The sequence below is a fragment of the Streptomyces callyspongiae genome, from assembly GCF_047200695.1.
Lineage (GTDB): Bacteria > Actinomycetota > Actinomycetes > Streptomycetales > Streptomycetaceae > Streptomyces.
In genome coordinates, this window is record NZ_JBJZOM010000025.1 from 1 (window position 1) to 19177 (window position 19177).

At 72.2% G+C, this 19177-nt stretch carries 18 protein-coding genes and 1 pseudogene; 8 read left to right on the forward strand and 11 right to left on the reverse strand.

The window, feature by feature from the left end; translation table 11 throughout:
• The 4 genes and pseudogenes from ACL06G_RS20030 to ACL06G_RS20045 all read right to left on the reverse strand — a co-directional run.
• A partial coding sequence (locus ACL06G_RS20030; protein ID WP_412836439.1) for a M1 family metallopeptidase occupies nucleotides 1-1335 on the reverse strand: 1335 nt, incomplete at its 3' end.
• A 123-nt stretch (nucleotides 1336-1458) separates the two neighbouring features.
• Nucleotides 1459-2364, reverse strand: coding sequence for an FAD-dependent oxidoreductase (locus ACL06G_RS20035; protein WP_412787233.1), 906 nt, complete (start codon nucleotides 2362-2364; stop codon nucleotides 1459-1461).
• 13 nt (nucleotides 2365-2377) lie between these two features.
• Nucleotides 2378-2542 (reverse strand): annotated as a pseudogene (locus tag ACL06G_RS20040) (ABC transporter ATP-binding protein); the annotation flags it as partial.
• Nucleotides 2527-2691 carry a hypothetical protein gene (locus ACL06G_RS20045; protein ID WP_412787287.1) on the reverse strand — a complete coding sequence of 55 codons (165 nt, stop codon included), beginning with the start codon at nucleotides 2689-2691 and terminating at the stop codon, nucleotides 2527-2529. The pseudogene ACL06G_RS20040 and the gene ACL06G_RS20045, both read right to left, overlap by 16 nt.
• A gap of 263 nt (nucleotides 2692-2954) precedes the next feature.
• On the opposite strand from ACL06G_RS20045, the gene ACL06G_RS20050 reads away from it, so the two are divergent.
• The 3 genes from ACL06G_RS20050 to ACL06G_RS20060 all read left to right on the forward strand — a co-directional run bounded on the left by ACL06G_RS20050 (nucleotide 2955) and on the right by ACL06G_RS20060 (nucleotide 5319).
• Nucleotides 2955-3617: a nitroreductase family protein gene (locus ACL06G_RS20050; protein WP_412787234.1), complete on the forward strand. Its 663-nt coding sequence runs from the start codon at nucleotides 2955-2957 to the stop codon at nucleotides 3615-3617.
• Between the two features lie 43 nt (nucleotides 3618-3660).
• Nucleotides 3661-4611, forward strand: coding sequence for a prolyl aminopeptidase (gene pip / locus ACL06G_RS20055; RefSeq protein ID WP_412787235.1), 951 nt, complete (start codon nucleotides 3661-3663; stop codon nucleotides 4609-4611).
• A 135-nt stretch (nucleotides 4612-4746) separates the two neighbouring features.
• The gene (locus ACL06G_RS20060; protein WP_412787236.1) at nucleotides 4747-5319 is read left to right on the forward strand and encodes a DUF2087 domain-containing protein; all 573 of its coding nucleotides are present in this window, start codon (nucleotides 4747-4749) and stop codon (nucleotides 5317-5319) included.
• A 15-nt stretch (nucleotides 5320-5334) separates the two neighbouring features.
• On the opposite strand, the gene ACL06G_RS20065 is transcribed toward ACL06G_RS20060, so the two are convergent.
• From ACL06G_RS20065 to ACL06G_RS20080, 4 genes are all read right to left on the reverse strand, one after another.
• Nucleotides 5335-6306 carry an acyl-ACP desaturase gene (locus ACL06G_RS20065; protein WP_412787237.1) on the reverse strand — a complete coding sequence of 324 codons (972 nt, stop codon included), beginning with the start codon at nucleotides 6304-6306 and terminating at the stop codon, nucleotides 5335-5337.
• Nucleotides 6307-6616: 310 nt separating this feature from the next.
• Nucleotides 6617-9010 carry a Tex family protein gene (locus ACL06G_RS20070; protein ID WP_412836440.1) on the reverse strand — a complete coding sequence of 798 codons (2394 nt, stop codon included), beginning with the start codon at nucleotides 9008-9010 and terminating at the stop codon, nucleotides 6617-6619.
• A 192-nt stretch (nucleotides 9011-9202) separates the two neighbouring features.
• Nucleotides 9203-10069 carry an SCO6745 family protein gene (locus ACL06G_RS20075; protein ID WP_412836441.1) on the reverse strand — a complete coding sequence of 289 codons (867 nt, stop codon included), beginning with the start codon at nucleotides 10067-10069 and terminating at the stop codon, nucleotides 9203-9205.
• Between the two features lie 83 nt (nucleotides 10070-10152).
• The gene (locus ACL06G_RS20080) at nucleotides 10153-10914 is read right to left on the reverse strand and encodes an enoyl-CoA hydratase/isomerase family protein (RefSeq protein ID WP_412787240.1); all 762 of its coding nucleotides are present in this window, start codon (nucleotides 10912-10914) and stop codon (nucleotides 10153-10155) included.
• Nucleotides 10915-11119: 205 nt separating this feature from the next.
• Here ACL06G_RS20080 and ACL06G_RS20085 point away from each other — a divergent pair, with 205 nt between their 5' ends.
• Nucleotides 11120-11629, forward strand: a complete 510-nt coding sequence (locus ACL06G_RS20085) for an ATP-binding protein (protein ID WP_412787241.1) — start codon at nucleotides 11120-11122, stop codon at nucleotides 11627-11629.
• A 40-nt stretch (nucleotides 11630-11669) separates the two neighbouring features.
• On the opposite strand, the gene idi is transcribed toward ACL06G_RS20085, so the two are convergent.
• From idi to galE, 3 genes are all read right to left on the reverse strand, one after another.
• Nucleotides 11670-12230 (reverse strand): isopentenyl-diphosphate Delta-isomerase, encoded by a 561-nt coding sequence (idi, locus tag ACL06G_RS20090; RefSeq protein ID WP_412787242.1) that lies wholly within the window; start codon nucleotides 12228-12230, stop codon nucleotides 11670-11672.
• Between the two features lie 50 nt (nucleotides 12231-12280).
• The gene (locus tag ACL06G_RS20095; RefSeq protein ID WP_412787243.1) at nucleotides 12281-13216 is read right to left on the reverse strand and encodes a cation diffusion facilitator family transporter; all 936 of its coding nucleotides are present in this window, start codon (nucleotides 13214-13216) and stop codon (nucleotides 12281-12283) included.
• 145 nt (nucleotides 13217-13361) lie between these two features.
• A complete protein-coding gene (gene galE, locus ACL06G_RS20100; RefSeq protein WP_412787244.1) occupies nucleotides 13362-14345 on the reverse strand; it encodes a UDP-glucose 4-epimerase GalE in 984 nt (327 codons plus the stop codon).
• A 362-nt stretch (nucleotides 14346-14707) separates the two neighbouring features.
• Here galE and ACL06G_RS20105 point away from each other — a divergent pair, with 362 nt between their 5' ends.
• The 4 genes from ACL06G_RS20105 to ACL06G_RS20120 are packed head-to-tail and all read left to right on the forward strand — an operon-like array spanning nucleotide 14708 to nucleotide 19164.
• Nucleotides 14708-16621 carry a DUF5941 domain-containing protein gene (locus ACL06G_RS20105; protein ID WP_412787245.1) on the forward strand — a complete coding sequence of 638 codons (1914 nt, stop codon included), beginning with the start codon at nucleotides 14708-14710 and terminating at the stop codon, nucleotides 16619-16621.
• A complete protein-coding gene (locus ACL06G_RS20110; protein ID WP_412787246.1) occupies nucleotides 16618-17355 on the forward strand; it encodes a phosphocholine cytidylyltransferase family protein in 738 nt (245 codons plus the stop codon). The genes ACL06G_RS20105 and ACL06G_RS20110 overlap by 4 nt, the downstream gene beginning before the upstream one ends.
• Nucleotides 17343-18407, forward strand: coding sequence for an iron-containing alcohol dehydrogenase family protein (locus ACL06G_RS20115; RefSeq protein WP_412787247.1), 1065 nt, complete (start codon nucleotides 17343-17345; stop codon nucleotides 18405-18407). The genes ACL06G_RS20110 and ACL06G_RS20115 overlap by 13 nt, the downstream gene beginning before the upstream one ends.
• A complete protein-coding gene (locus tag ACL06G_RS20120; RefSeq protein ID WP_412787248.1) occupies nucleotides 18385-19164 on the forward strand; it encodes a CDP-alcohol phosphatidyltransferase family protein in 780 nt (259 codons plus the stop codon). The genes ACL06G_RS20115 and ACL06G_RS20120 overlap by 23 nt, the downstream gene beginning before the upstream one ends.
• Nucleotides 19165-19177: the final 13 nt, after the last annotated feature.

The window sequence follows — 19177 nt, forward strand, 5'->3', positions numbered from 1 at the left end:
CCCCCCCCCCCCCGGGGGGGGGGGGCCCCCCCCCCCCCCCACGGAGGCGTCCCGGCCGCCGTACCGCTGCTGCCAGCCCTTCAGAACGGCGAAGAAGTCCCGGTCGCCGATCCGGGTGCGCAGCGCCTGCAGGGCCATCGCCCCGCGCGTGTAGACCGCGCTGTGGAACTGGTTCTCGGCACCCGGGTCACCCGGCGCCACGGCCCAGAAGTCGTCGTCCGCGGGGATGGAGGCATAGGCGTAGGCAGCGAGTTCCTCCGCGGTGCCTTCCCCGACGTGCTCCGACCACAGCCACTCGGCATAGCTCGCGGGCCCCTCGTTGAGCCAGATGTCGTCCCACTGCTGCACCGAGACGTTGTCGCCGTACCACTGGTGCGCCATCTCGTGCGTCACCACGTAGGTGTTCGCGCCCTCGTCGAAGAAGTGCGGGCTGTAGAACGGGCGGGTCTGTGTCTCCAGCGCGTACCCGGCATCCGTGTCCGGGACGTATCCGCCGACGGCCTCGAACGGGTACGGACCGAACCGGCGCTCGAGCCATTCGGTGATCTCGCCCGTGCGCTCCAGACTCGCACGAGCGGCGCCCTCGTCCTCGCCCAGGCCGAGGCTGTAGGCGTTCAGCATCGGGAGTCCGCTCGCCGTGCGGTGGGTGGTGATGTCGTACTGCCCCACGGCCAGTGTCGCCAGGTAGGTCGCCTGGGGCTTGCGGGAACGCCACGACCAGCGGGTCCAGCCGGCAACGGAACGCTTGCCCTCCAGCGTGCCGTTGCCGATCGCCTCGGTGCCGTCGGGAACGGCGACGCTCATGTCGTAGGTCGCCTTGTCCGTCGGATGGTCGTTGCTGGGGAACCACCACCAGGCGGACTCGGGCTCGTTGGCCGCGAACCCGCCGTCCGGGGTGCGGTGCCAGGAGGTGTAGCCGTTCACCTTCACCTTCGACGGCGTTCCCGCATACCGGACCACGATCGTGGCACGTTCGCCCTTCTCCAGCGGGCGGGCCGGTGTGATCTCCAGCTCGTGCGCACCCGAGGCCGCCACCTCCGCCCGGTGACCGTTCACCCGGACCCGGCGCACGTCGAGTGCGAAGTCGAGGTTGAAGCGGGAGAGGTCCTTCGTCGCCGTTGCCAGCAGGGTGGCGGTCCCGGAGAGGCGGTCGTTCTTCGGCCGGTAGCGCAACCGCAGATCGTAGTGGCTGACGTCGTAGCCGCCGTTGCCGTAGGTCGGATAGTAGGGATCGCCCACTCCGGGCGCTCCGGGCGAGGGCTGCGCCGCCGCGGCGGGGACCGCCAGCAGCAGGACGGCGGCGGCCGCGGCCGGTGCGATCAGTCTGTGACGCACGAGTCCTCCAACTCGGTGGGGGCTTTGCAGAACACGTGTCGGATGTCTAGCGCCACCACTAAGGTCATGTCCATGGCGCATGCGGGGCCCGCGGAAGCACGGCGGTGCGGGCGGGGCGTGGGCTCAGACGGAGAAATGCTCCTTCACCAGACGGGCCGCCTCCCGGGCGCTTCCCCAGGAGACGGTGACCCCGGCGCCCCCGTGCCCGTAGTGGTGCACGCATACGCCCCCCGGCACCTGCTCCGCCTCCAGCCGGACACCGCCCGGCCGGAACGGACGCAGCCCCACCCGGTGCGCCAGCACCGGCGCGGTACCGACGGCCGGATGTACGCGGGCGCACCGCTCCCGTATCGCCTCGGCCGTCGCCGGGTCCGGCTCCAGGGCCCAGGCGCCCTCCTCAGCGGTGCCGCCGAGGACGAGACCGTACGGCTGCGGAAGCAGATAGGTGGAGTGCGAACTGCCCGAGCCCGCGGCCACGTACCAGCGGTCCAGCCCCGGGTTCTCGACGACCAGCAACTGGCCCCGGACCGGCACCACCGTGTCGTCCCCGGCGAGTTCGCGTGCCCCCAGACCGGTGCAGTTCACCACCACCGGAGCCTCCTGCGCCGCCGCGGCCGGAGAGGTCGCGGAGCGCTGCTCGTACCGGCCGCCGGCCTTCTCCAACCGCTCGTGGAGGTAGGGGAGGTACCGCGCCATGTCGATGAGAGGCGTCAGCGAACGGTCGCCCACCAGCGCCGACCACCGTGCCGGAGTGCCGTCGCCCGACATGGTGCCGGGCACGACCCGGACCCCCGTCCGCGCCGGAGACTCCGCCAGATCGGTGAAGACACCGAACGACTCCTCCGCCCAGGTCGCCGCCAGCTCCACCGGCTCGATGCGGTACGGCCAGCACAGACCCCCCGCGACGGCGGACGTCGAGCTCCCGTACGGCTCTCGGCTCCACACCCGCACCCGGGCGCCGTCCTCGGCCAGGACGACCGCAGTCGTCAGCCCGATGACGCCGCCTCCGACGATCAGCACCTCGCGCATGGAGGCACGATACTCACACCACCTCCTCCGCCACATCGGAAAGCCCGTCTTCCAGCCGCATCCACCGGGTGATGCCGATCGACTGGAGGAACGGCAGGTCGTGGCGCGCGACCAGCAGTGCCCCTTCGTACGCGTGGAGCGCAGCCGCCGGCTGCCGCACGCTCAGCAGATCCAGATTGGCAGCAGAGTGGACTTGCCGGTGCCGTTGGTACCGATGAGGCCCGTACGGCCCGGGCCGACGGACAGGTCGAGGCCGTGCAGCACGGGAGTGCCGTCCGGCCATGCGAAGGACAGGTGGACCGACTGGTTGGCACGTATGGAGAACACCGGGTGCCCGCCGCGACCGGGCGGGCACGGGAGGCGGGCTCCGTCGGGACGGGACGGTTCGCTCCCGAGGTCGCACGTGTGGCAGCCACGGCTCGTGCCGGTGCACACGGTGTCTCCGACCTCAGACGAGCAACGTCCCTCTCCGTTCGGCGGCAGCACAGCAAGCACCATGCCGGACGGCCCGTCACCGGCGCGCAACGGATTTCTTCCCGGCGCGTCGCCCGCGTATTGCCCGGGCACGTGGGGTGTGCTGTGCTGAACGCATGGTCCAGGCCACGCCCCCGCCCACGGTGCCGCTGCGTCCGCTGCACGTCCCTCCCGACCGGGCCGCCGCGCGGGCCCGGGAGTTCCACGAGGTGATGGCGCGGCGCCGGACCGTCCGGGACTTCGACCCCCGCCCTCTCCCGGAGGGCGTCGTCGCCGCCGCGGTGCGCACGGCCGCCACCGCCCCGAGCGGTGCGCACGTGCAGCCGTGGCGCTTCGTGGTGCTCACCGATCCCGCACGCAAGCGGCGGCTGCGCGAGGCCGCGGAGGCCGAGGAACGGGCGTTCTACGAGCGCCGCGCCTCGCAGGAGTGGCTGGACGCGCTGGCGTCCCTGGGCACGGACCCTGACAAGCCGTTCCTGGAGACGGCGCCCGTGGTGATCGTGGTCTTCGAGGTCCACAAGGGTCCGAACTCCCCCCGGCCCTACTACGCCAAGGAGTCTGTCGGCATCGCCGTCGGCCTGCTGCTGGCCTCCCTGCACCAGGCGGGCCTGGCCACCCTCACGCACACCCCGAGCCCGATGCGGTTCCTGAACGAGGTCTGTGACCGGCCTCCCGAGGAACGTGCCGCGTACGTCGTCCCCGTCGGCTATCCGGCTGCCGGGGCACGCGTCCCGGACCTCCGCCGGAAGGACCTGGACGAGGTGATGGTCGAGCTGTGAGGGTTGCCGCTCCGAGCGGGACGGGCGGCGGAGGGGGCCGGGGATGTATCCGAGGATCGAACCGTACGCGAGCGGGATGCTCGACGTCGGCGACGGCAACCGCGTGTACTGGGAGACCTGCGGCAACCCCCTCGGCAAACCGGCGGTCGTGGTGCACGGAGGTCCCGGCTCGGGGTGCCGGGCCGGCGCGCGGCGGTTCTTCGACCCGGAACGCTACCGGGTGGTGCTGTTCGACCAGCGCGGCTGCGGACGCAGCACGCCGCACGCGAGCGACCCGGGCACCGACATGCGGCACAACACCACGGCACACCTCGTGGCCGACATGGAGCGGCTGCGCACCCATCTGGGCATCGACCGTTGGCTGTTGTACGGCGGATCGTGGGGCTCCACCCTGCTGCTGGCCTACGCCGAGCAGCATCCCGCTCGCGTGACGCAGATCGTCGTGGCGGGCGTCACCACCACTCGGCGCCGAGAGATCGAATGGCTCTACCGGGGTGTCGGCCGCTTCTTCCCCGAGGAATGGGAACGTTTCCTCGCCGGAGCACCCGGAACGCCCCGCGACGGCGACGTCGTCGCGGCCTACGCCCGGCTCATGGAGCACCCGGACGCGGCCGTGCGGGAGCGGGCCACCAACGACTGGTGCGACTGGGAGGACGCCGTCCTGTCGGGCGAGCTCGGCGGCAACTCCCGCCCCTACGGCGGCCGGCCGTCGACGGCACGTGTCGCACTGGTACGCATCTGCAGCCACTACTTCGCCCACGGTGCGTGGCTGGAGGAGGGCGCCCTGCTCCGGGACGCCCACCGGCTCGCCGGCATACCCGCCGTCCTCGTCCACGGGCGGCTCGACATGAGCAGTCCGTCCGAGACCGCCTGGGACCTCGCCCGTGCCTGGCCCGACGCCGAACTCCTCGTCGTCACCGACGCTGGGCACCTCGGCAACGGGAGGACTCTGCGTCACGTGCTGGACGCACTCGACCGGTTCGCCGCGTACTGAGGGGCACCGAGGTGCGCAGTCCGCGCCCGGCACGGAAAACCCCTCGCGCACGGTCCGGCGGCTCCCGTACCGTCCCGGCGGTCGGGTGCGCCGGCCTTCGGCGTCCGACGGCATCGAACCGTCCCAGGGAGACGTATGACCCCGCACAGCATCGTCGGTCTGCTCGCCGAGCCCGCGCGGTTGCGCACCTTCTCCGCCGTGGTGCTCGGCAGCTCCACCCCGTCCGCGATCGCCCGGGCGGCGGGGCTCTCGTCGAAGGAGACCGCAGCGGCTCTGCGCCGGCTCCACGAGGGTGGCCTGGTCGAGTACCTCGACGGCGCCGTCCGGGCCCGTCCCGACCACTTGAAGGAGGTGGTCCGTACCGCCGCCGCAGCCGAGGCGTCCGGCTCTCCGGGTGTCGACCACGGGACGGGTGACACACGCCTCGAAGCCCTGCTGCGCACCTTCCTGCGCGAGGACGGCGAAGGCCTGCGGGCCCTGCCCCGGCAGTTCGGCCGCCGCCGGGAGGTGCTGCGGCACGTGGCCGAGCGGTCCTTCCGCGCGGGCGCCGCCTACAGCGAGCGCGAGGTGAACGAGATCCTGCGCGGCTGGTGCACCGGTGCGTCGGTGGACCACGTGACCGTCCGGCGGTACCTCGTCGACCACGGAGTGATGCGGCGGAAGGACGGCGGGGACTACTGGTTGCGGGAGGAACCGGAGGCCGCGTGACGGCCGCCCGACCTCTCAGGAGGCGCCGCGCGCGGCACGCCGGGCCTCCCGTGCAGCGAGCCGTTCGTCGAACTTCCGCGCCTCGCTGTCGAGTCCTTCCATGTAGAGGCCCAACTCCTCCTGAGCCTCTAGGCCTTCGGGGCCGAGGCCGTCGATCTCCATCACCTTGAGGAACCGGAGCACGGGCTGGAGCACGTCGTCGTGATGGATGCGCAGGTTGTACACCCCGCCGATCGCCATCCTCGCCGCGGCCCGCTCGAAGCCCGGCATGCCGTGGCCGGGCATCCGGAAGTTCACCACGACGTCGCGGACCGCCTGCATGGTCAGGTCCGGGGCGATCTCGAACGCGGCCCGCAGCAGGTTGCGGTAGAAGATCATGTGGAGGTTCTCGTCCGTGGCGATGCGGGCGAGCATCCGGTCGCACACCGGATCGCCCGCCAGGTGCCCGGTGTTGCGGTGCGAGATCCGCGTCGCCAGCTCCTGGAACGAGACGTAGGCGACCGAGTGGAGCATGCTGTGCCTGTTGTCGGACTCGAAGCCCTCCGACATGTGCGACATGCGGAAGTTCTCGAGCTGCACCGGGTCCACGGCCCGTGAGGCGAGCAGGTAGTCGCGCATCACGATCCCGTGCCGGCCCTCCTCCGCGGTCCAGCGGTGCACCCAGGTGCCCCAGGCGCCGTCGCGCCCGAAGAGGGTGGCTATCTCGTGGTGGTAGGAGGGCAGGTTGTCCTCGGTGAGCAGGTTCACCACCAGGGCGATGCGGCCGATGTCGGAGACGCCGGACTGCTCCGGCGACCAGGGCTCGCCCTCCAGGGGGCCGTCGAAGTTCCGTCCGTCGCTCCACGGCACGTACTCGTGCGGCATCCAGTCCTTGGCCACAGCCAGATGGCGGTTCAACTCCTTCTCCACCACCTCTTCCAGCGCATGGAGCAGCCGGGCGTCGGTCCAGCCGTCCGTACCGGTGTGCTGGGTGGTGATGACGGTCACAGAGGCTCCTGACGACGGGGGCGGTTCGACCTACGGATCCGTAGGTTACGAGACCGTAAGTTGTTACCGTCGGGCGGGGCAAGGGGGGTCCGGCGACCAGGTGCGACGCTCCGATTTGTGGGAACCCGCCTTGCGCGCGAGCGGGTGCCACTGTTCGTGCACGGCGCGTCGGGGGCGGGTGACGGACACCTCCGGTGGCGCGGTGGCGTCGGCTGCCGGCTGTCCCGCCGTCGGTGCCCGAAAGCCGACGGGAGGGCCCGTCGCGGACCCTCCCGTCAGGAGCGAGGAGCCGTAGGACTCCGCAGCCGTGTCAGCGCAGGCCGGCCCGGCGCAGCGCCTCCGCCATCTCGCTGTTGGCCGGCGCCTGGTCGCGGCGGCGGCCGCCGTCCTCGCCTCGGCCGCCGTTCCCGCCGCGGCCCCCCTGGCGCTGGCGGGGCGCCCCGCTCCGGCCGCCGGACCCGCGGCCGCTCCGGCGCCCCTGGCCGCTCTCCTTCGAGGAGCCGGAGCCCGAGGAGCCCGAGGAGTCGTCCTCCAGGCGCAGCGTCAGCGAGATGCGCTTGCGCGGCACATCGATGTCCAGCACCTTCACCTTCACGACGTCGCCGGGCTTCGCCACGTCCCTCGGGTCCTTCACGAAGGTCCGGGACATCGCGGACACGTGGACCAGGCCGTCCTGATGGACGCCGATGTCGACGAAGGCCCCGAAGGCCGCCACGTTGGTGACGACGCCTTCGAGGACCATCCCCGGGGCGAGGTCGCCGATCTTCTCCACGCCCTCCTTGAACGTCGCCGTCCGGAAGGCGGGACGCGGATCCCGACCCGGCTTCTCCAGTTCGCGCAGGATGTCGGTCACCGTCGGCAGGCCGAAGTCGTCGTCGACGAAGTCGTCCGGACGCAGGGAACGCAGCACCTTGGTGTTGCCGATGAGGGATCCGACGTCCGTGCTCCCCGCCTTCACCATGCTCCGCACCACCGGGTACGCCTCCGGGTGCACGGCGGACGCGTCCAGCGGGTCGTCCCCGCCCCGGATGCGCAGGAAGCCCGCACACTGCTCGAAGGCCTTCGGGCCGAGGCGTGTGACGTCCTTGAGCGCCTTCCGGTTCGAGAAAGGGCCGTGGGCGTCGCGGTGGGCGACGATGTTCTCCGCCAGTCCGCTCCCGATGCCCGAGACCCGCGAGAGCAGTGGCGCGGAGGCGGTGTTGACGTCGACGCCGACACCGTTCACGCAGTCCTCCACCACCGCGTCGAGCGAACGCGACAGCTTCACCTCGGACAGGTCGTGCTGGTACTGGCCGACGCCGATGGACTTCGGATCGATCTTCACCAGTTCCGCGAGCGGGTCCTGGAGGCGGCGGGCGATGGAGACCGCGCCGCGCAACGACACGTCCAAGTCCGGCAGTTCCCGGGAGGCGTAGGGAGAGGCGGAGTAGACCGAGGCGCCTGCCTCGGAGACCATGACCTTGGTCATCCTCCGTTCCGGCAGCCGCGCCACCAGTTCCCCGGCGAGCTTGTCCGTCTCGCGGGACGCGGTGCCGTTGCCGACGGCGATCAGTTCGACACCGTGCTGCTCGGCGAGCGCTGCCAGCGTGGCCAGCGCGGCGTCCCACTGCTTCTGCGGCGCATGGGGGTACACGGTGTCGGTCGCCGCGACCTTCCCGGTGCCGTCGACCACCGCGACCTTGACACCGGTGCGCAGCCCCGGGTCCAGGCCCATCGTCGGCCGTGTCCCCGCGGGCGCGGCCAGCAGCAGATCGCGCAGATTCGACGCGAACACGCCCACGGCCTCGTCCTCGGCCGCGGTACGGAGCCGCTGACGCAGGTCGATGCCCAGGTGCACCTGGATCCGGGTGCGCCACGCCCAGCGGACGGTGTCCGCCAGCCAGGAGTCGGCCGGCCGCCCCTGGTCGCGGATGCCGAAACGATCGGCGACGGTCCGCTCGTACGAGGTGGGCGTCCCGTCGTCCGGTGCGTCGGCCGGGTCCTCCGGCTGGAGGGCGAGGTCGAGGATCTCCTCCTTCTCGCCGCGCAGCAGCGCCAGCACGCGGTGCGAGGGCAACCTCGTGAAGGATTCGGCGAAATCGAAGTAGTCCTTGAACTTCGCCCCTTCCTGCTCCTTGCCCTCGCGCACCGAGGAGGCGACCCTGCCCCGCTCCCACATGCGCTCACGGAGCTCGCCGATGAGGTCGGCGTCCTCGCCGAACCGTTCGGTGAGCACGGCGCGGGCGCCCTCGAGCGCTGCGGCGGTGTCCGCGACCCCCTTCCCGGCGTCCACGTACGCGGCGGCCGCGGCCTCGGGCTCGACCGACGGGTCGTCCAGCAGGCCGTCCGCCAGCGGCTCCAGTCCGGCTTCGCGGGCGATCTGCGCCTTGGTGCGGCGCTTCGGCTTGTACGGGAGGTAGATGTCCTCCAGCCGCGCCTTCGACTCGGCAGCCCGGATACGGGACTCCAGTGCCTCGTCCAGCTTGCCCTGCGACCGCACCGACTCCAGGATCGCCTCCCGCCGCTCCTCGAGCTCCCGGAGGTAGCGCAGCCGCTCCTCGAGGGCGCGCAGCTGCGCGTCGTCGAGCATCTCGGTCGCTTCCTTGCGGTACCGGGCGATGAAGGGCACGGTCGAACCGCCGTCGAGCAGCTCGACCGCGGCCCTCACCTGCCGCTCGCGTACGCCGAGCTCCTCGGCGATCCTGCCTTCGATGGTGGTCGTCACGTTGATCCGTTCCGCCGTCCGTTGCTGGTCCGCACCCGGTGTACAGCCGGGTGAGATAGGCATTCTGGCAGGTGCCGGCCCCGGAGCGCTGCTCGGACGCGCTCGGCGCGGCAGCCCAGGGGGCGGGCTGCTCCTCGCAGCGGCGAACCCGGCGTCCCCGACGCCGGGTTCGCCGTCCGTGGACGGAGCGGGTCACTCCTTGCCGAGCAGGTCCTCCGGGAAGGCTCCGTTGCCGAGGGCCACTGCGGTGAAGCCGCCCGCGAGTTCGGTCAGCCGTGCGACGCCCTCCGCGCCCAGGTGTGAATACGGCCGCCGGTCGAGCCGGTCGGTCTCGTCCTCCAGCCGCTTGCGCAGGGCGAGCCCGTCGTCGGTCAGTTCGCCGTCGTTGTCGAGGAGGCCGCGGCTCCGCAGCCGGTCCTGTGCCGCGGCCCAGTCGGACTGCTCCCAACCGCGCGTCGCCAGCACCCACTTGGGAGCCATGCCCCGTCCCGAGGCCGTGTGGCTGACCAGGGCCTCCAAGGGGTCCAGTTCCGCGTGCTGGAGGATCGCGATGTGGGCGTCGCCGCGGTGCTCGCGCAGGAGGGTGGCCGCGTGCCACAGCGCGAGATGGGCCTCTCCGGGGACCGGCAGGTCCGCGTGGGCCGCGTAGAGCGGGCGTCCCGCCCGGGTGCATCCCTCGGCCGCGCGCAGTGCCAGGTCCGCCGCCTCGCGCACGGTCGGCTGCGTGACGCCGTCCTCGCCGAGCAGCCGCCGCATCATGGCGTCCACGGCGCGCATCCGGGCGTCCAGCACGGTCTGCGGCGAGGCCAGATCCCACACGGCGGGGATGTGGCGGGCGACCAGGCCGTGGTCGAAGTTGTAGAAGGTGGCCGTGACGGTCCCCGCCGAGACGGCTCCGAGGGCTGCGGCCCGTCCGGCCAGATAGAGCGCTCGGGGGTCCTCGATGCCGTACGGCGCCAGTTCCTTCGCGAAGTCGGGGGCGAAGTAGGCCGCGGAGTGGAGCGGATTGAGCGCGTTGTGGCAGTGCCGTCCGGCCCGGTCGGGGAGTGTCGTCGTCATACCCCGCACGCTACCCACTGGTAATCACGGAGGGAAGCGATGCCCGACGTGTCCGCCCCGGCACGGGCGGGCCCCGGAAGGTCTCACGGGGACCAGGTGAAGACCGGTGGGCGGCGTTCCAGGAACGCGGCGACGCCCTCGGCTGCCTCGTCGCTCCCCGCGGCCTCGCGCTCCCAGTGCGCCACACGCGCGCGATCGCCGCGGCCGTCCGCGAACTCCTTCGCCGCGGCCTGGGTCAACGGCGACCGCGTCGCCAGGGTGCGGGTGAAATCGGCGGCCCGGCCGTCCAGACGGTCCCCGGGGTGGACCTCGTCCACCAGGCCGCAGCGCAACGCGCGCTCCGTGTCGATCAGCTCCGCGGAGAACAGCAGGTGCTTGGCCGTGGAGGGGCCGACCAGGCGTACCAGCCGCTCGGTGGAGGAGGCCGGGTAGACGATGCCCAGCCGGGCCGGGGTGACGCCGAACCACGCGTCCTCCGCGGCGAATCGCAGGTCGCAGGCCGCCGCGAGTTGGCAGCCGCCTCCCACGCAGTGCCCGCGCACCAGGGCGAGCGTCGGCTTGGGGAAGGCGGCGAGGGCCTCCTCGGCCGCCACCGCGAGTCCCTGCCCCGTCACCGCCGTGGCGCGCGGGTCGCCGTCACTCCGGAGCGTGGCGATGTCCGCACCGGCGCAGAAGGTCCCCTGTGCGCCGGTCAGGACCAGGGACCGCACCGCGGTGTCCGCGGCCAGTCGGTCGAGCAGCGGAGGGAAGGACCGCCACATGTCGGGCGTCATCGCGTTCCGCTTGGCCGGGTGGTCGATGGTGACGGTGGCGACGCCGTCGTTGCACTCGGTGCGGAGCTGCATGGATCCGATCGTATCCGCGTTGCTGTCATCTCTCGCCGAGAGGCTGCGACAACTTCTGTCGCGGAACGGATGGGCTCGAACCCGATCTGTCACATGCCATCGATAAGTGCCGACTTGCGGTCAGCCGGCGGGTTGGGAGGTGTGAGGTCCCAACACTCGATGCAAGTACAGGTGCAAGAACGGTGAGGGAAGCGGGGTGCGGCAGATGGACGTCCGCGGGAGCGGTCCGCCGGCAGCGGAAGGTGGTACTCAGGTGGCAACGCCGGTGCAGGAGCGCGAGGAGTCGAGGGTGTCCGGGGGTACCTGGCGCCTGACAGCCCCCGCCACCGACTCCTCCGTCCCGCAACTGCGCCACGCGGTGCGGGATCTGGTGCGGCGCCAGCAGGCGCCGGTTGCCGAGGAGATGTTGCAGGGACTGCTCCTGATCGTCTCGGAACTCGTCACGAACTCCGTGAAGCACGCCGCCCTCCTCTCGCCCGAGATCGGCGTCGAGGTCTCGATCGGCTCCGGGTGGGTGCGCGTGGCCGTCGAGGACGCACACCCCTACCGTCCGAAGGCGCTGGAGGCCGACCCCGCCCACCAGCACACCGGTGGGCGGGGCCTCCTGCTGGTGAAGACGATCGTCGCAGAGGCCGGCGGGCTCTGCGACGTCGAGCAGACCGGAAGCGGCGGGAAGATCATCTGGGCGGCGCTGCCGCTGCCCGGGACGGCCTGAGGCCCTCACCCGTCGCGAAGCGCCGGCCGCTCCGGCGGGCTCACCAGCCCGCCGCGGACCCCGTCAGCTCGCGGATGCCCGGGCGCGCCGCGTCCAGCACCGTGGTGAACCAGGCGGAGAACGCCCCCGCAGCCTGCCGCTCGTCGAGCTCCGCCGCCGTCACGAACGCCGTCTGCGCCACCTCCTCGGCGTCCGGGCGCAGCTCGCCGCGCACCACGCCGGCGAAGAGATGGTTGAACTCCTGCTCCACGAGCCCCGAGGCGGGATCCGGATGGTTGTAGCGGACCGTCCCCGCCTCCCGCATCAGGAACGGCGCCACCCCGAGCTCCTCGCCCACGCGACGTGCCGCCGCGGCGAACGGCGGCTCGCCCGGATAAGGATGACCGCAGCAGGTGTTGGACCAGACGCCGGGGGAGTGGTACTTGCCCAGAGCGCGACGCTGCAGCAGCAGGCGGCCGGCGTCGTCGAAGAGGAAGACCGAGAAGGCCCGGTGCAGCCGCCCGGGAGGCGCGTGCGCGGACAACTTCTCCGCCGTGCCCGTCGTCGTGCCGTTCTCGTCGACCAGTTCGAGCAGGATGGGTGCCGCTGAGCTGTTCGCCATTTTGGTCCTTTTCGTAGGGATATCCCGCTGCATGCCCAGTGTGCCCCACCTCAGTGGCAGAGCTTGGCTTCGTGGGCTGCATGTCCGCGCGGCTCGAGCTGGAACGTGCAGTGCTCCACGTCGAAGTGCGCGCCGAGGCAGTCCTGGAGCTCGTGCAGCACCCGCTCGTGGCCGATCGTGTCCAGCACCTCCTGGCTGACCACGACATGGGCGGAGAGCACCGGCATCCCGGACGTGATCGTCCACACATGCAGGTCGTGCAGGTCCTCGACACCGCGCACCGCGAGGATGTGCTCCCGCACCTCGGCGATGTCCACGTGGCGCGGCGCCGCCTCGAGCAGTACCTCCAGCGCCTCCCGCGCCAGACGTACCGTCCGGGGCACGATCATCAGCCCGATCAGGAGCGAGGCGATCGGGTCGGCCGCCTGCCAACCCGTCAGCATGACGACGAGACCGGCGACGATCACCGCGAACGAGCCCAGCGTGTCCGCCAGCACCTCCAGGAAGGCCCCGCGCACATTCAGACTCTCCCGCTGCCCCCGCAGGAGCAGGGTGAGGGACACCGCGTTCGCCGCGAGACCGATCCCGCCGAACACCAGCGTCAGGCCGCCATGGGTCCCCGCCGGACTCACGAAGCGTTGCACGGCCTCGTACAGCACATAGCCGCCGACCCCCAGCAGCAGTACGCAGTTCGCCAGCGCCGCGAGGATCTCCGCCCGCGCGAGACCGAAGGTCCGCTGCTCGTCCGCGGGACGGTTGGCGAAATGGATCGCCAGCAGCGCCATGCCCAGGCCGAGGGCGTCGGTGGCCATGTGGCCGGCGTCCGCCAGCAGGGCCAGCGAGTCGGCCAGCATGCCGCCCGCGACCTGGACCGCGGTCATCGTCAGGGTGATGCCCAGGGCGATACGCAGCCGCGTGCGGTGGGCGGCCGACGCGGTGGGCGCGCCTCCGGGAGGAAGCGTCCCGTGCTCGTGCCCCGCGCCCATGCTCTGCCTCCCGTGCCCGACTCGACCGCTGTCCCGCGGCGGTGCCCAGTGAACTACGGGCGGCCGACAGGGGCAACGCGACGCTGAACACCGTTGTCATCTCCCTGACCAGGCGTTTCGTGTCCCGCACAGCTGCTGCCGGGTTTCAGCGGGCGCGGTGCTGCCAGCCCTCCCAGGCGGAGGACACCATGTCACGGACGTCACGGGTCGCCGTCCACCCCAGCTCCCGCGCGATCCGGTCGGCTGCCGCGACCACGCGTGCGGGGTCGCCCGCCCGGCGGGGGGCCACTCGTGGCGCCGGCTCCCGCAGGCCGGTGACCTCCGCGACGGTGTCGGCGATCTCCCGCACCGAGACGCCACGGCCGGTGCCGATGTTCAGCGTGAGGTCGCGGGCCGCCTCGCCCGCCTCCGCCGCCGCCGCGAGCCGGTGGGCCGCGGCCACATGCGCCTCCGCCAGGTCCTCGACGTGGACGTAGTCGCGGACGCAGGTGCCGTCCGGAGTGGGGTAGTCGTCCCCGAAGATGCGTGGCGCCTCGCCCCGGGAGAGCGCGTCGAAGAACAGCGGGATGACGTTCGCCACGCCGACGTCGGCCAGCGCGGGTTCCGCCGCCCCCGCGACGTTGAAGTAGCGCAGGCAGGCCGTCGCGAGGCCGTGCCTGCTGCCCACGGCGCGCACCAGCCACTCGCCCGCCAGTTTCGTCTCGCCGTACGGGCTCATCGGGTCGCACGGCGTGTCCTCGGTGACCAGGTCCACGTCCGGCATGCCGTACACCGCGGCGGAGGAGGAGAACACGAAGCGGTCCAGGCCCGCTCCGGCCACGGCCTCCAGCAGCACGGTCAGGCCGTGCAGATTCTCCCGGTAGTAGAGCAGCGGTTCCTCGACCGATTCGCCGACCTGCTTGCGTGCGGCGAGGTGGATCACACCCCGCACCCCGTGCTCGGCGAGAGTGCGGTCCAGCAGTGCGCGGTCGAGGACCGATCCGGTCACGACCGGAACCTGGCCGGGGAGCCGCTCCGCGAGCCCGCCGGACAGGTCGTCCAGTACCACCACGCGCTCCCCGGCACCCCGCATCGCGCGCACCACGTGCGCTCCGATGTAGCCGGCACCGCCTGTGATCAACCACGTCATGCCGGAACCCTATCCGGCGGAACCGCGGGCGCCGTTTGTGCCGTCCTTCATGATCGACCATGCTGGCGCCCGCCCGGGCAACCCGATGCCGGTGAACGCGTGCCGAACGGCGGCTGTCGCCCATCCGATAGCCTCATGGCTCGCGCGCGGCCCGACCGGGTCCCACGGCAGTGCCGCGCCCGAGCGCTGCCCGCAGCCCCCGACGCCCGGCGCCGCGACGTGCCCGTTCCAAGGAGTGAGTTCCGCTGCCGACCGCCATCCTCACCGGTCCACCGGTCGACGGTTCGCCGCTCGAGCGCGATCTCGCAGCTCTCGGCTTCGACGTCCGGACCGCGGCCGACGCCGCCGGGGCTCGGGCAGAGGTGGACCACTGCCCGGCAGGGGAGCGGCTCGCGCTGATCGACTCCCGCTTCGTCGGCCATCTGCAGAGCCTCCGGCTCGTACTGACCGACCCCCGCTTCCCGGCAGCCGCGATTCCGGGCGCCGTCACGGTCCAGGCCTCCGCCCGCGTCGCACTGGAGCGCGCGCTGGACGACACCGTCCCGGCCTCCGCGCCCGTCGTGCCCGGCTCGGCTGCCGCGACAGTGGGCCCGGCGGCCGTCGTCCGCCCCCGCTCCGCCGGTGCGGCACGCGAACCGGACGCCCCCGAGCGCGGGCAGGCCCCCGACACTGCCTCGCTCCCGTCCCCGGCTGCCGAACGCGGCATCGGGGCATCCGAGACGGACGCGCCCGTGGAGGAGCAGGCCCCGCGGGAGCACGGCGCGACTCCCACGGCCGCTCCCGTCGTCGAACCCAACCTGCCCGACGCGGTCGCCGCCCGACTGCGGGAGAAGGGCGTCGCCGTGCAGCGCCCGGAGCTCGGCGTCCTCGTGGCGGCAGTGCCCGGCGACGCACCCGCACGCAGCCGTGCGGCAGAAGCGGTGGCCGGTGTCGACGGAGAAGAGGTGCGGTTGCGTTCCGCGGTGAAGTCGCGGGACGGCTTCTTCACCACTTTCGCCGTCAGCCCCTACTCCCGCCACCTCGCCCGCTGGTGCGCCCGCCGCAACCTCACGCCGAACCAGGTCACCACCGCATCCCTGATCACCGCCCTGATCGCCGCCGGCTGCGCCGCGTCCGGAACCCGCACCGGGTTCGTCTCCGCGGGCGTACTGCTGCTGGTGTCGTTCGTGCTGGACTGCACCGACGGCCAGCTCGCTCGTTACTCGCTGCAGTACTCCACGCTCGGGGCCTGGCTCGACGCGACCTTCGACCGCGCCAAGGAGTACGCGTTCTACGCCGGTCTCGCGCTCGGTGCGGCGCGGGGCGGCGACGACGTGTGGTCGCTCGCCCTGGGGGCCATGGTGCTGCAGACCGTGCGCCACGTCGTCGATTTCTCCTTCACCGAGGCAAGCCACGACGCGCGGGCCAACACCAGCCCCACCGCGGCGCTCTCCGACCGCCTGGATGCCGTCGGCTGGACGGTCTGGCTCCGGCGGATGATCGTGCTGCCGATCGGGGAACGCTGGGCACTGATAGCCGTCCTGACCGCCTGCACCAGCCCGCGGATCACGCTCCTGGTGCTGCTTGTCGGCTGCGCGCTGGCCGCCTGCTACACGACGGCGGGCCGGGTGCTCCGCTCGGTGACACGCAGGGCCGAGCGCACCGATCGTGCCGCCCGTGCGCTCGCCGAACTCGCCGACACCGGTCCGCTCGCCGGGGGAGTCGCCCGTGCGGTCCGCGGTGGTCCCCGCCCCGGACTGCCGCCCGTCCTCGCCGCGGTGGGGGCAGCGGGCGTGGTGGGCGTCGCGCTGTGGTCGCCGACGGGCAGCTGGTGGCCGTTGCTCGCCGCCGCGTGCTGCGCCGTCCTCGGCGGCCTGGCGGTGGCAGCCCCGCTCACGGGCGCGCTCGACTGGCTGGTCCCGCCGCTGCTGCGGGCGGCGGAGTATTCGACCGTGCTGGTGCTCGCCGCGCGGGCGGAGGTGAACGGCGCATTGCCCGCTGCTTTCGGGCTGGTGGCGGCGGTCGCCTACCATCACTACGACACGGTGTACCGCATCCGCGGCGGCACCGGTGCGCCGCCGGCCTGGCTGGTGCGTGCGGCAGGGGGGTACGAGGGGAGGACCCTGGCGGTCACGCTCGCCGCGGCGCTCCTCCTGGGGGGTTCCGGCCAAGGATTCGCACTCGCGCTGACCGCGCTGGCCGTGGTCATCGCCGTGGCGGTGCTCGGGGAGAGCATCCGCTTCTGGGCGTCCTCCGGGGCGCCCGCCGTACACGACGAAACAGGAGAACCCGCATGATCGGCCTCGTGCTGGCTGCCGGCGCCGGACGGCGTCTGCGCCCCTACACCGACACCCTGCCGAAGGCACTGGTGCCGGTCGACGGCGACAGGACCGTGCTCGACATCGCCCTCGCCAACTTCGCCGAGGTCGGCCTGACCGACGTCGCCGTCGTGGTGGGCTACCGCAAGGAGGCCGTGTACGAGCGGAAGGCCGAGCTGGAGAAGAAGCACGGCGTCACCCTCACGCTCATCGACAACGACAAGGCCGAGGAGTGGAACAACGCCTACTCCCTGTGGTGCGCGCGTGAGGTGCTGAAGCAGGGCGCACTCCTCGCCAACGGCGACACCGTGCATCCGGTCTCCGTCGAGAGGGATCTGCTGGCTGCCCGCGGCAGCGGCCAGAAGATCATCCTCGCCCTCGACACCGTCAAGGAACTGGCGGACGAGGAGATGAAGGTCGTCGTGGACCCGGCCGAGGGCATGCGGCGCATCACCAAGCTGATGGACCCGGCGGAGGCTACCGGCGAGTACATCGGCGTCACCCTCATCGAGCCGGAAGCCGCCGAGGAACTGGCCGACGCGCTCCGGGCCACCTTCGAGCGGGACCCCGACCTCTACTACGAGGACGGCTACCAGGAGCTGGCGGACCGCGGTTTCCGGATCGACACGGCCCCCATCGGCGATGTCGCCTGGGTCGAGATCGACAACCACGACGACCTCGCCAAGGGGCGGGAGATCGCATGCCGGTACTGACGCGTCTGATCCCGTCCCCGCTGACGGTCGACATCCGGGCCGGGGCACTGGGTGACCTCGAAGGCCTGCTCGCCGACCAGCGCATCGCTCCCTCGGGCAGGCTGGCGGTCGCGATAAGCCCGCGCTCGGGCCAGGCGCTGCGCAACCGCCTGGCTCCGGCGCTTCCGGGCGCCGACTGGTTCGACGACGCCGACGGCACCATCGACGGGGCCGTCCGGCTCGCCGACGCCATCAAGAAGTCCGGGCGCTACGACGCCGTGGTCGGACTCGGCGGCGGCAAGGTCATCGACTCCGCCAAGTACGCCGCGGCCCGGGTCGGCCTTCCCATGGTCGCCGTCGCGACGAACCTCGCGAACGACGGCCTGTGCTCCCCGGTCTCCACCCTGGACAACGACGCGGGACGGGGCAGCTACGGCGTGCCCAACCCGATCGCGATCGTCATCGACCTCGACGTGATCCGCGAGGCCCCGGTCCGGTTCGTCCGGGCCGGTATCGGGGACGCCATCAGCAACCTGTCGGCCGTCGCCGACTGGGAGCTGTCGCACCGCGAGACCGGAGAGGCGTTCGAGGGCCTCGCCGCCGCGATGGCGCGCAGTGCGGGCGACTCGGTGCTGCGCCACCCGGGCGGCATCGGCGACGACGACTTCCTGGTGGTCTACGCCGAGGCGCTGGTGCTCACCGGCATCTCGATGTCCATCGCGGGGGACAGCCGTCCCGCCTCGGGCGCCTGCCACGAGATCTGCCACGCTCTGGACCTGCTCTTCCCCAAGCGGTCCGCGCTGCACGGCGAGCAGTGCGGCCTGGGTGCGGCCTTCGCCATGCACCTGCGGGGTGCCCGCGAGGAGTCGGCCCTGATGGCACGCGTGCTGCGCCGCCACGGCCTGCCGGTGCTGCCCGAGGAGATCGGTTTCGACGTGGACGAGTTCGTCCGCGCCGTCGAGTACGCGCCGCAGACCCGACCCGGCCGCTACACGATCATCGAGCACCTCGACCTGTCCACCGACCAGATCAGGGACGCGTACGCCGACTATGCCGAAACCATCAGCAGCTGAACTCCGGCCGGTCGTCCACCCCGAGGGTGTGAAGGACCGCCGCAGCGGCGAGCACTGGGCCGGCCGCCTGTACATGCGCGAGGTGTCGCTGCGGGTGGACCGGCACCTGGTGAACACGCGGATCACGCCCAACCAGCTGACGTACCTGATGACGCTCGCCGGTGTCCTCGCCGCTCCCGCACTGCTGCTCCCGGGCATCCCGGGTGCGGTCCTGGGCGTGGTGATGGTGCAGCTCTACCTGCTGCTCGACTGCGTCGACGGCGAGGTCGCCCGCTGGAAGAAGCAGTTCTCGCTGAGCGGGGTCTACCTGGACCGGGTGGGTGCCTACCTGTGCGACGCCGCGGTGCTCGTCGGCTTCGGCCTGCGCGCCGCCGACCCCTGGGGCGCGGGACCGGTCGACTGGCTGTGGGCCTTCCTGGGCACGCTCGCCGCGCTCGGCGCCGTTCTCGTCAAGGCGGAGACCGACCTCGTCGGTGTCGCCCGGCACCAGGGCGGCCTGCCGCCGGTGCAGGAGGCGGCGTCGGTGCCGCGCTCCTCGGGCATGGCGACGGCCCGCAGGGCCGCGGCCGCGCTCAAGTTCCACCGGCTGATCCTGGGGATCGAGGCATCGCTGTTCGTGCTGCTCGCCGCGCTCCTCGACGCCGTCCGCGGGGACCTGTTCTTCACCCGGCTCGGTGTCGCCGTCCTGGCCGCGATCGCGCTGCTGCAGACCCTGCTGCACCTGGTCTCCGTGCTGGCCTCGAAGAGGCTCGCGTGAGCGCGCCGGAGGA

Excerpts from the sequence above, each read along its gene's own strand:
- ACL06G_RS20035 (WP_412787233.1), bottom strand. The coding sequence starts at position 2,364 with ATGCGCGAGGTGCTGATCGTCGGAGGCGGCGTCATCGGGCTGACGACT.
- ACL06G_RS20050 (WP_412787234.1), top strand. The coding sequence starts at position 2,955 with ATGGTCCAGGCCACGCCCCCGCCCACGGTGCCGCTGCGTCCGCTGCAC.
- pip (WP_412787235.1), top strand. The coding sequence starts at position 3,661 with ATGTATCCGAGGATCGAACCGTACGCGAGCGGGATGCTCGACGTCGGC.
- ACL06G_RS20060 (WP_412787236.1), top strand. The coding sequence starts at position 4,747 with ATGACCCCGCACAGCATCGTCGGTCTGCTCGCCGAGCCCGCGCGGTTG.
- ACL06G_RS20075 (WP_412836441.1), bottom strand. The coding sequence starts at position 10,069 with ATGACGACGACACTCCCCGACCGGGCCGGACGGCACTGCCACAACGCG.
- ACL06G_RS20080 (WP_412787240.1), bottom strand. The coding sequence starts at position 10,914 with ATGCAGCTCCGCACCGAGTGCAACGACGGCGTCGCCACCGTCACCATC.
- ACL06G_RS20085 (WP_412787241.1), top strand. The coding sequence starts at position 11,120 with ATGGACGTCCGCGGGAGCGGTCCGCCGGCAGCGGAAGGTGGTACTCAG.
- idi (WP_412787242.1), bottom strand. The coding sequence starts at position 12,230 with ATGGCGAACAGCTCAGCGGCACCCATCCTGCTCGAACTGGTCGACGAG.
- ACL06G_RS20095 (WP_412787243.1), bottom strand. The coding sequence starts at position 13,216 with ATGGGCGCGGGGCACGAGCACGGGACGCTTCCTCCCGGAGGCGCGCCC.
- galE (WP_412787244.1), bottom strand. The coding sequence starts at position 14,345 with ATGACGTGGTTGATCACAGGCGGTGCCGGCTACATCGGAGCGCACGTG.
- ACL06G_RS20110 (WP_412787246.1), top strand. The coding sequence starts at position 16,618 with ATGATCGGCCTCGTGCTGGCTGCCGGCGCCGGACGGCGTCTGCGCCCC.
- ACL06G_RS20115 (WP_412787247.1), top strand. The coding sequence starts at position 17,343 with ATGCCGGTACTGACGCGTCTGATCCCGTCCCCGCTGACGGTCGACATC.
- ACL06G_RS20120 (WP_412787248.1), top strand. The coding sequence starts at position 18,385 with ATGCCGAAACCATCAGCAGCTGAACTCCGGCCGGTCGTCCACCCCGAG.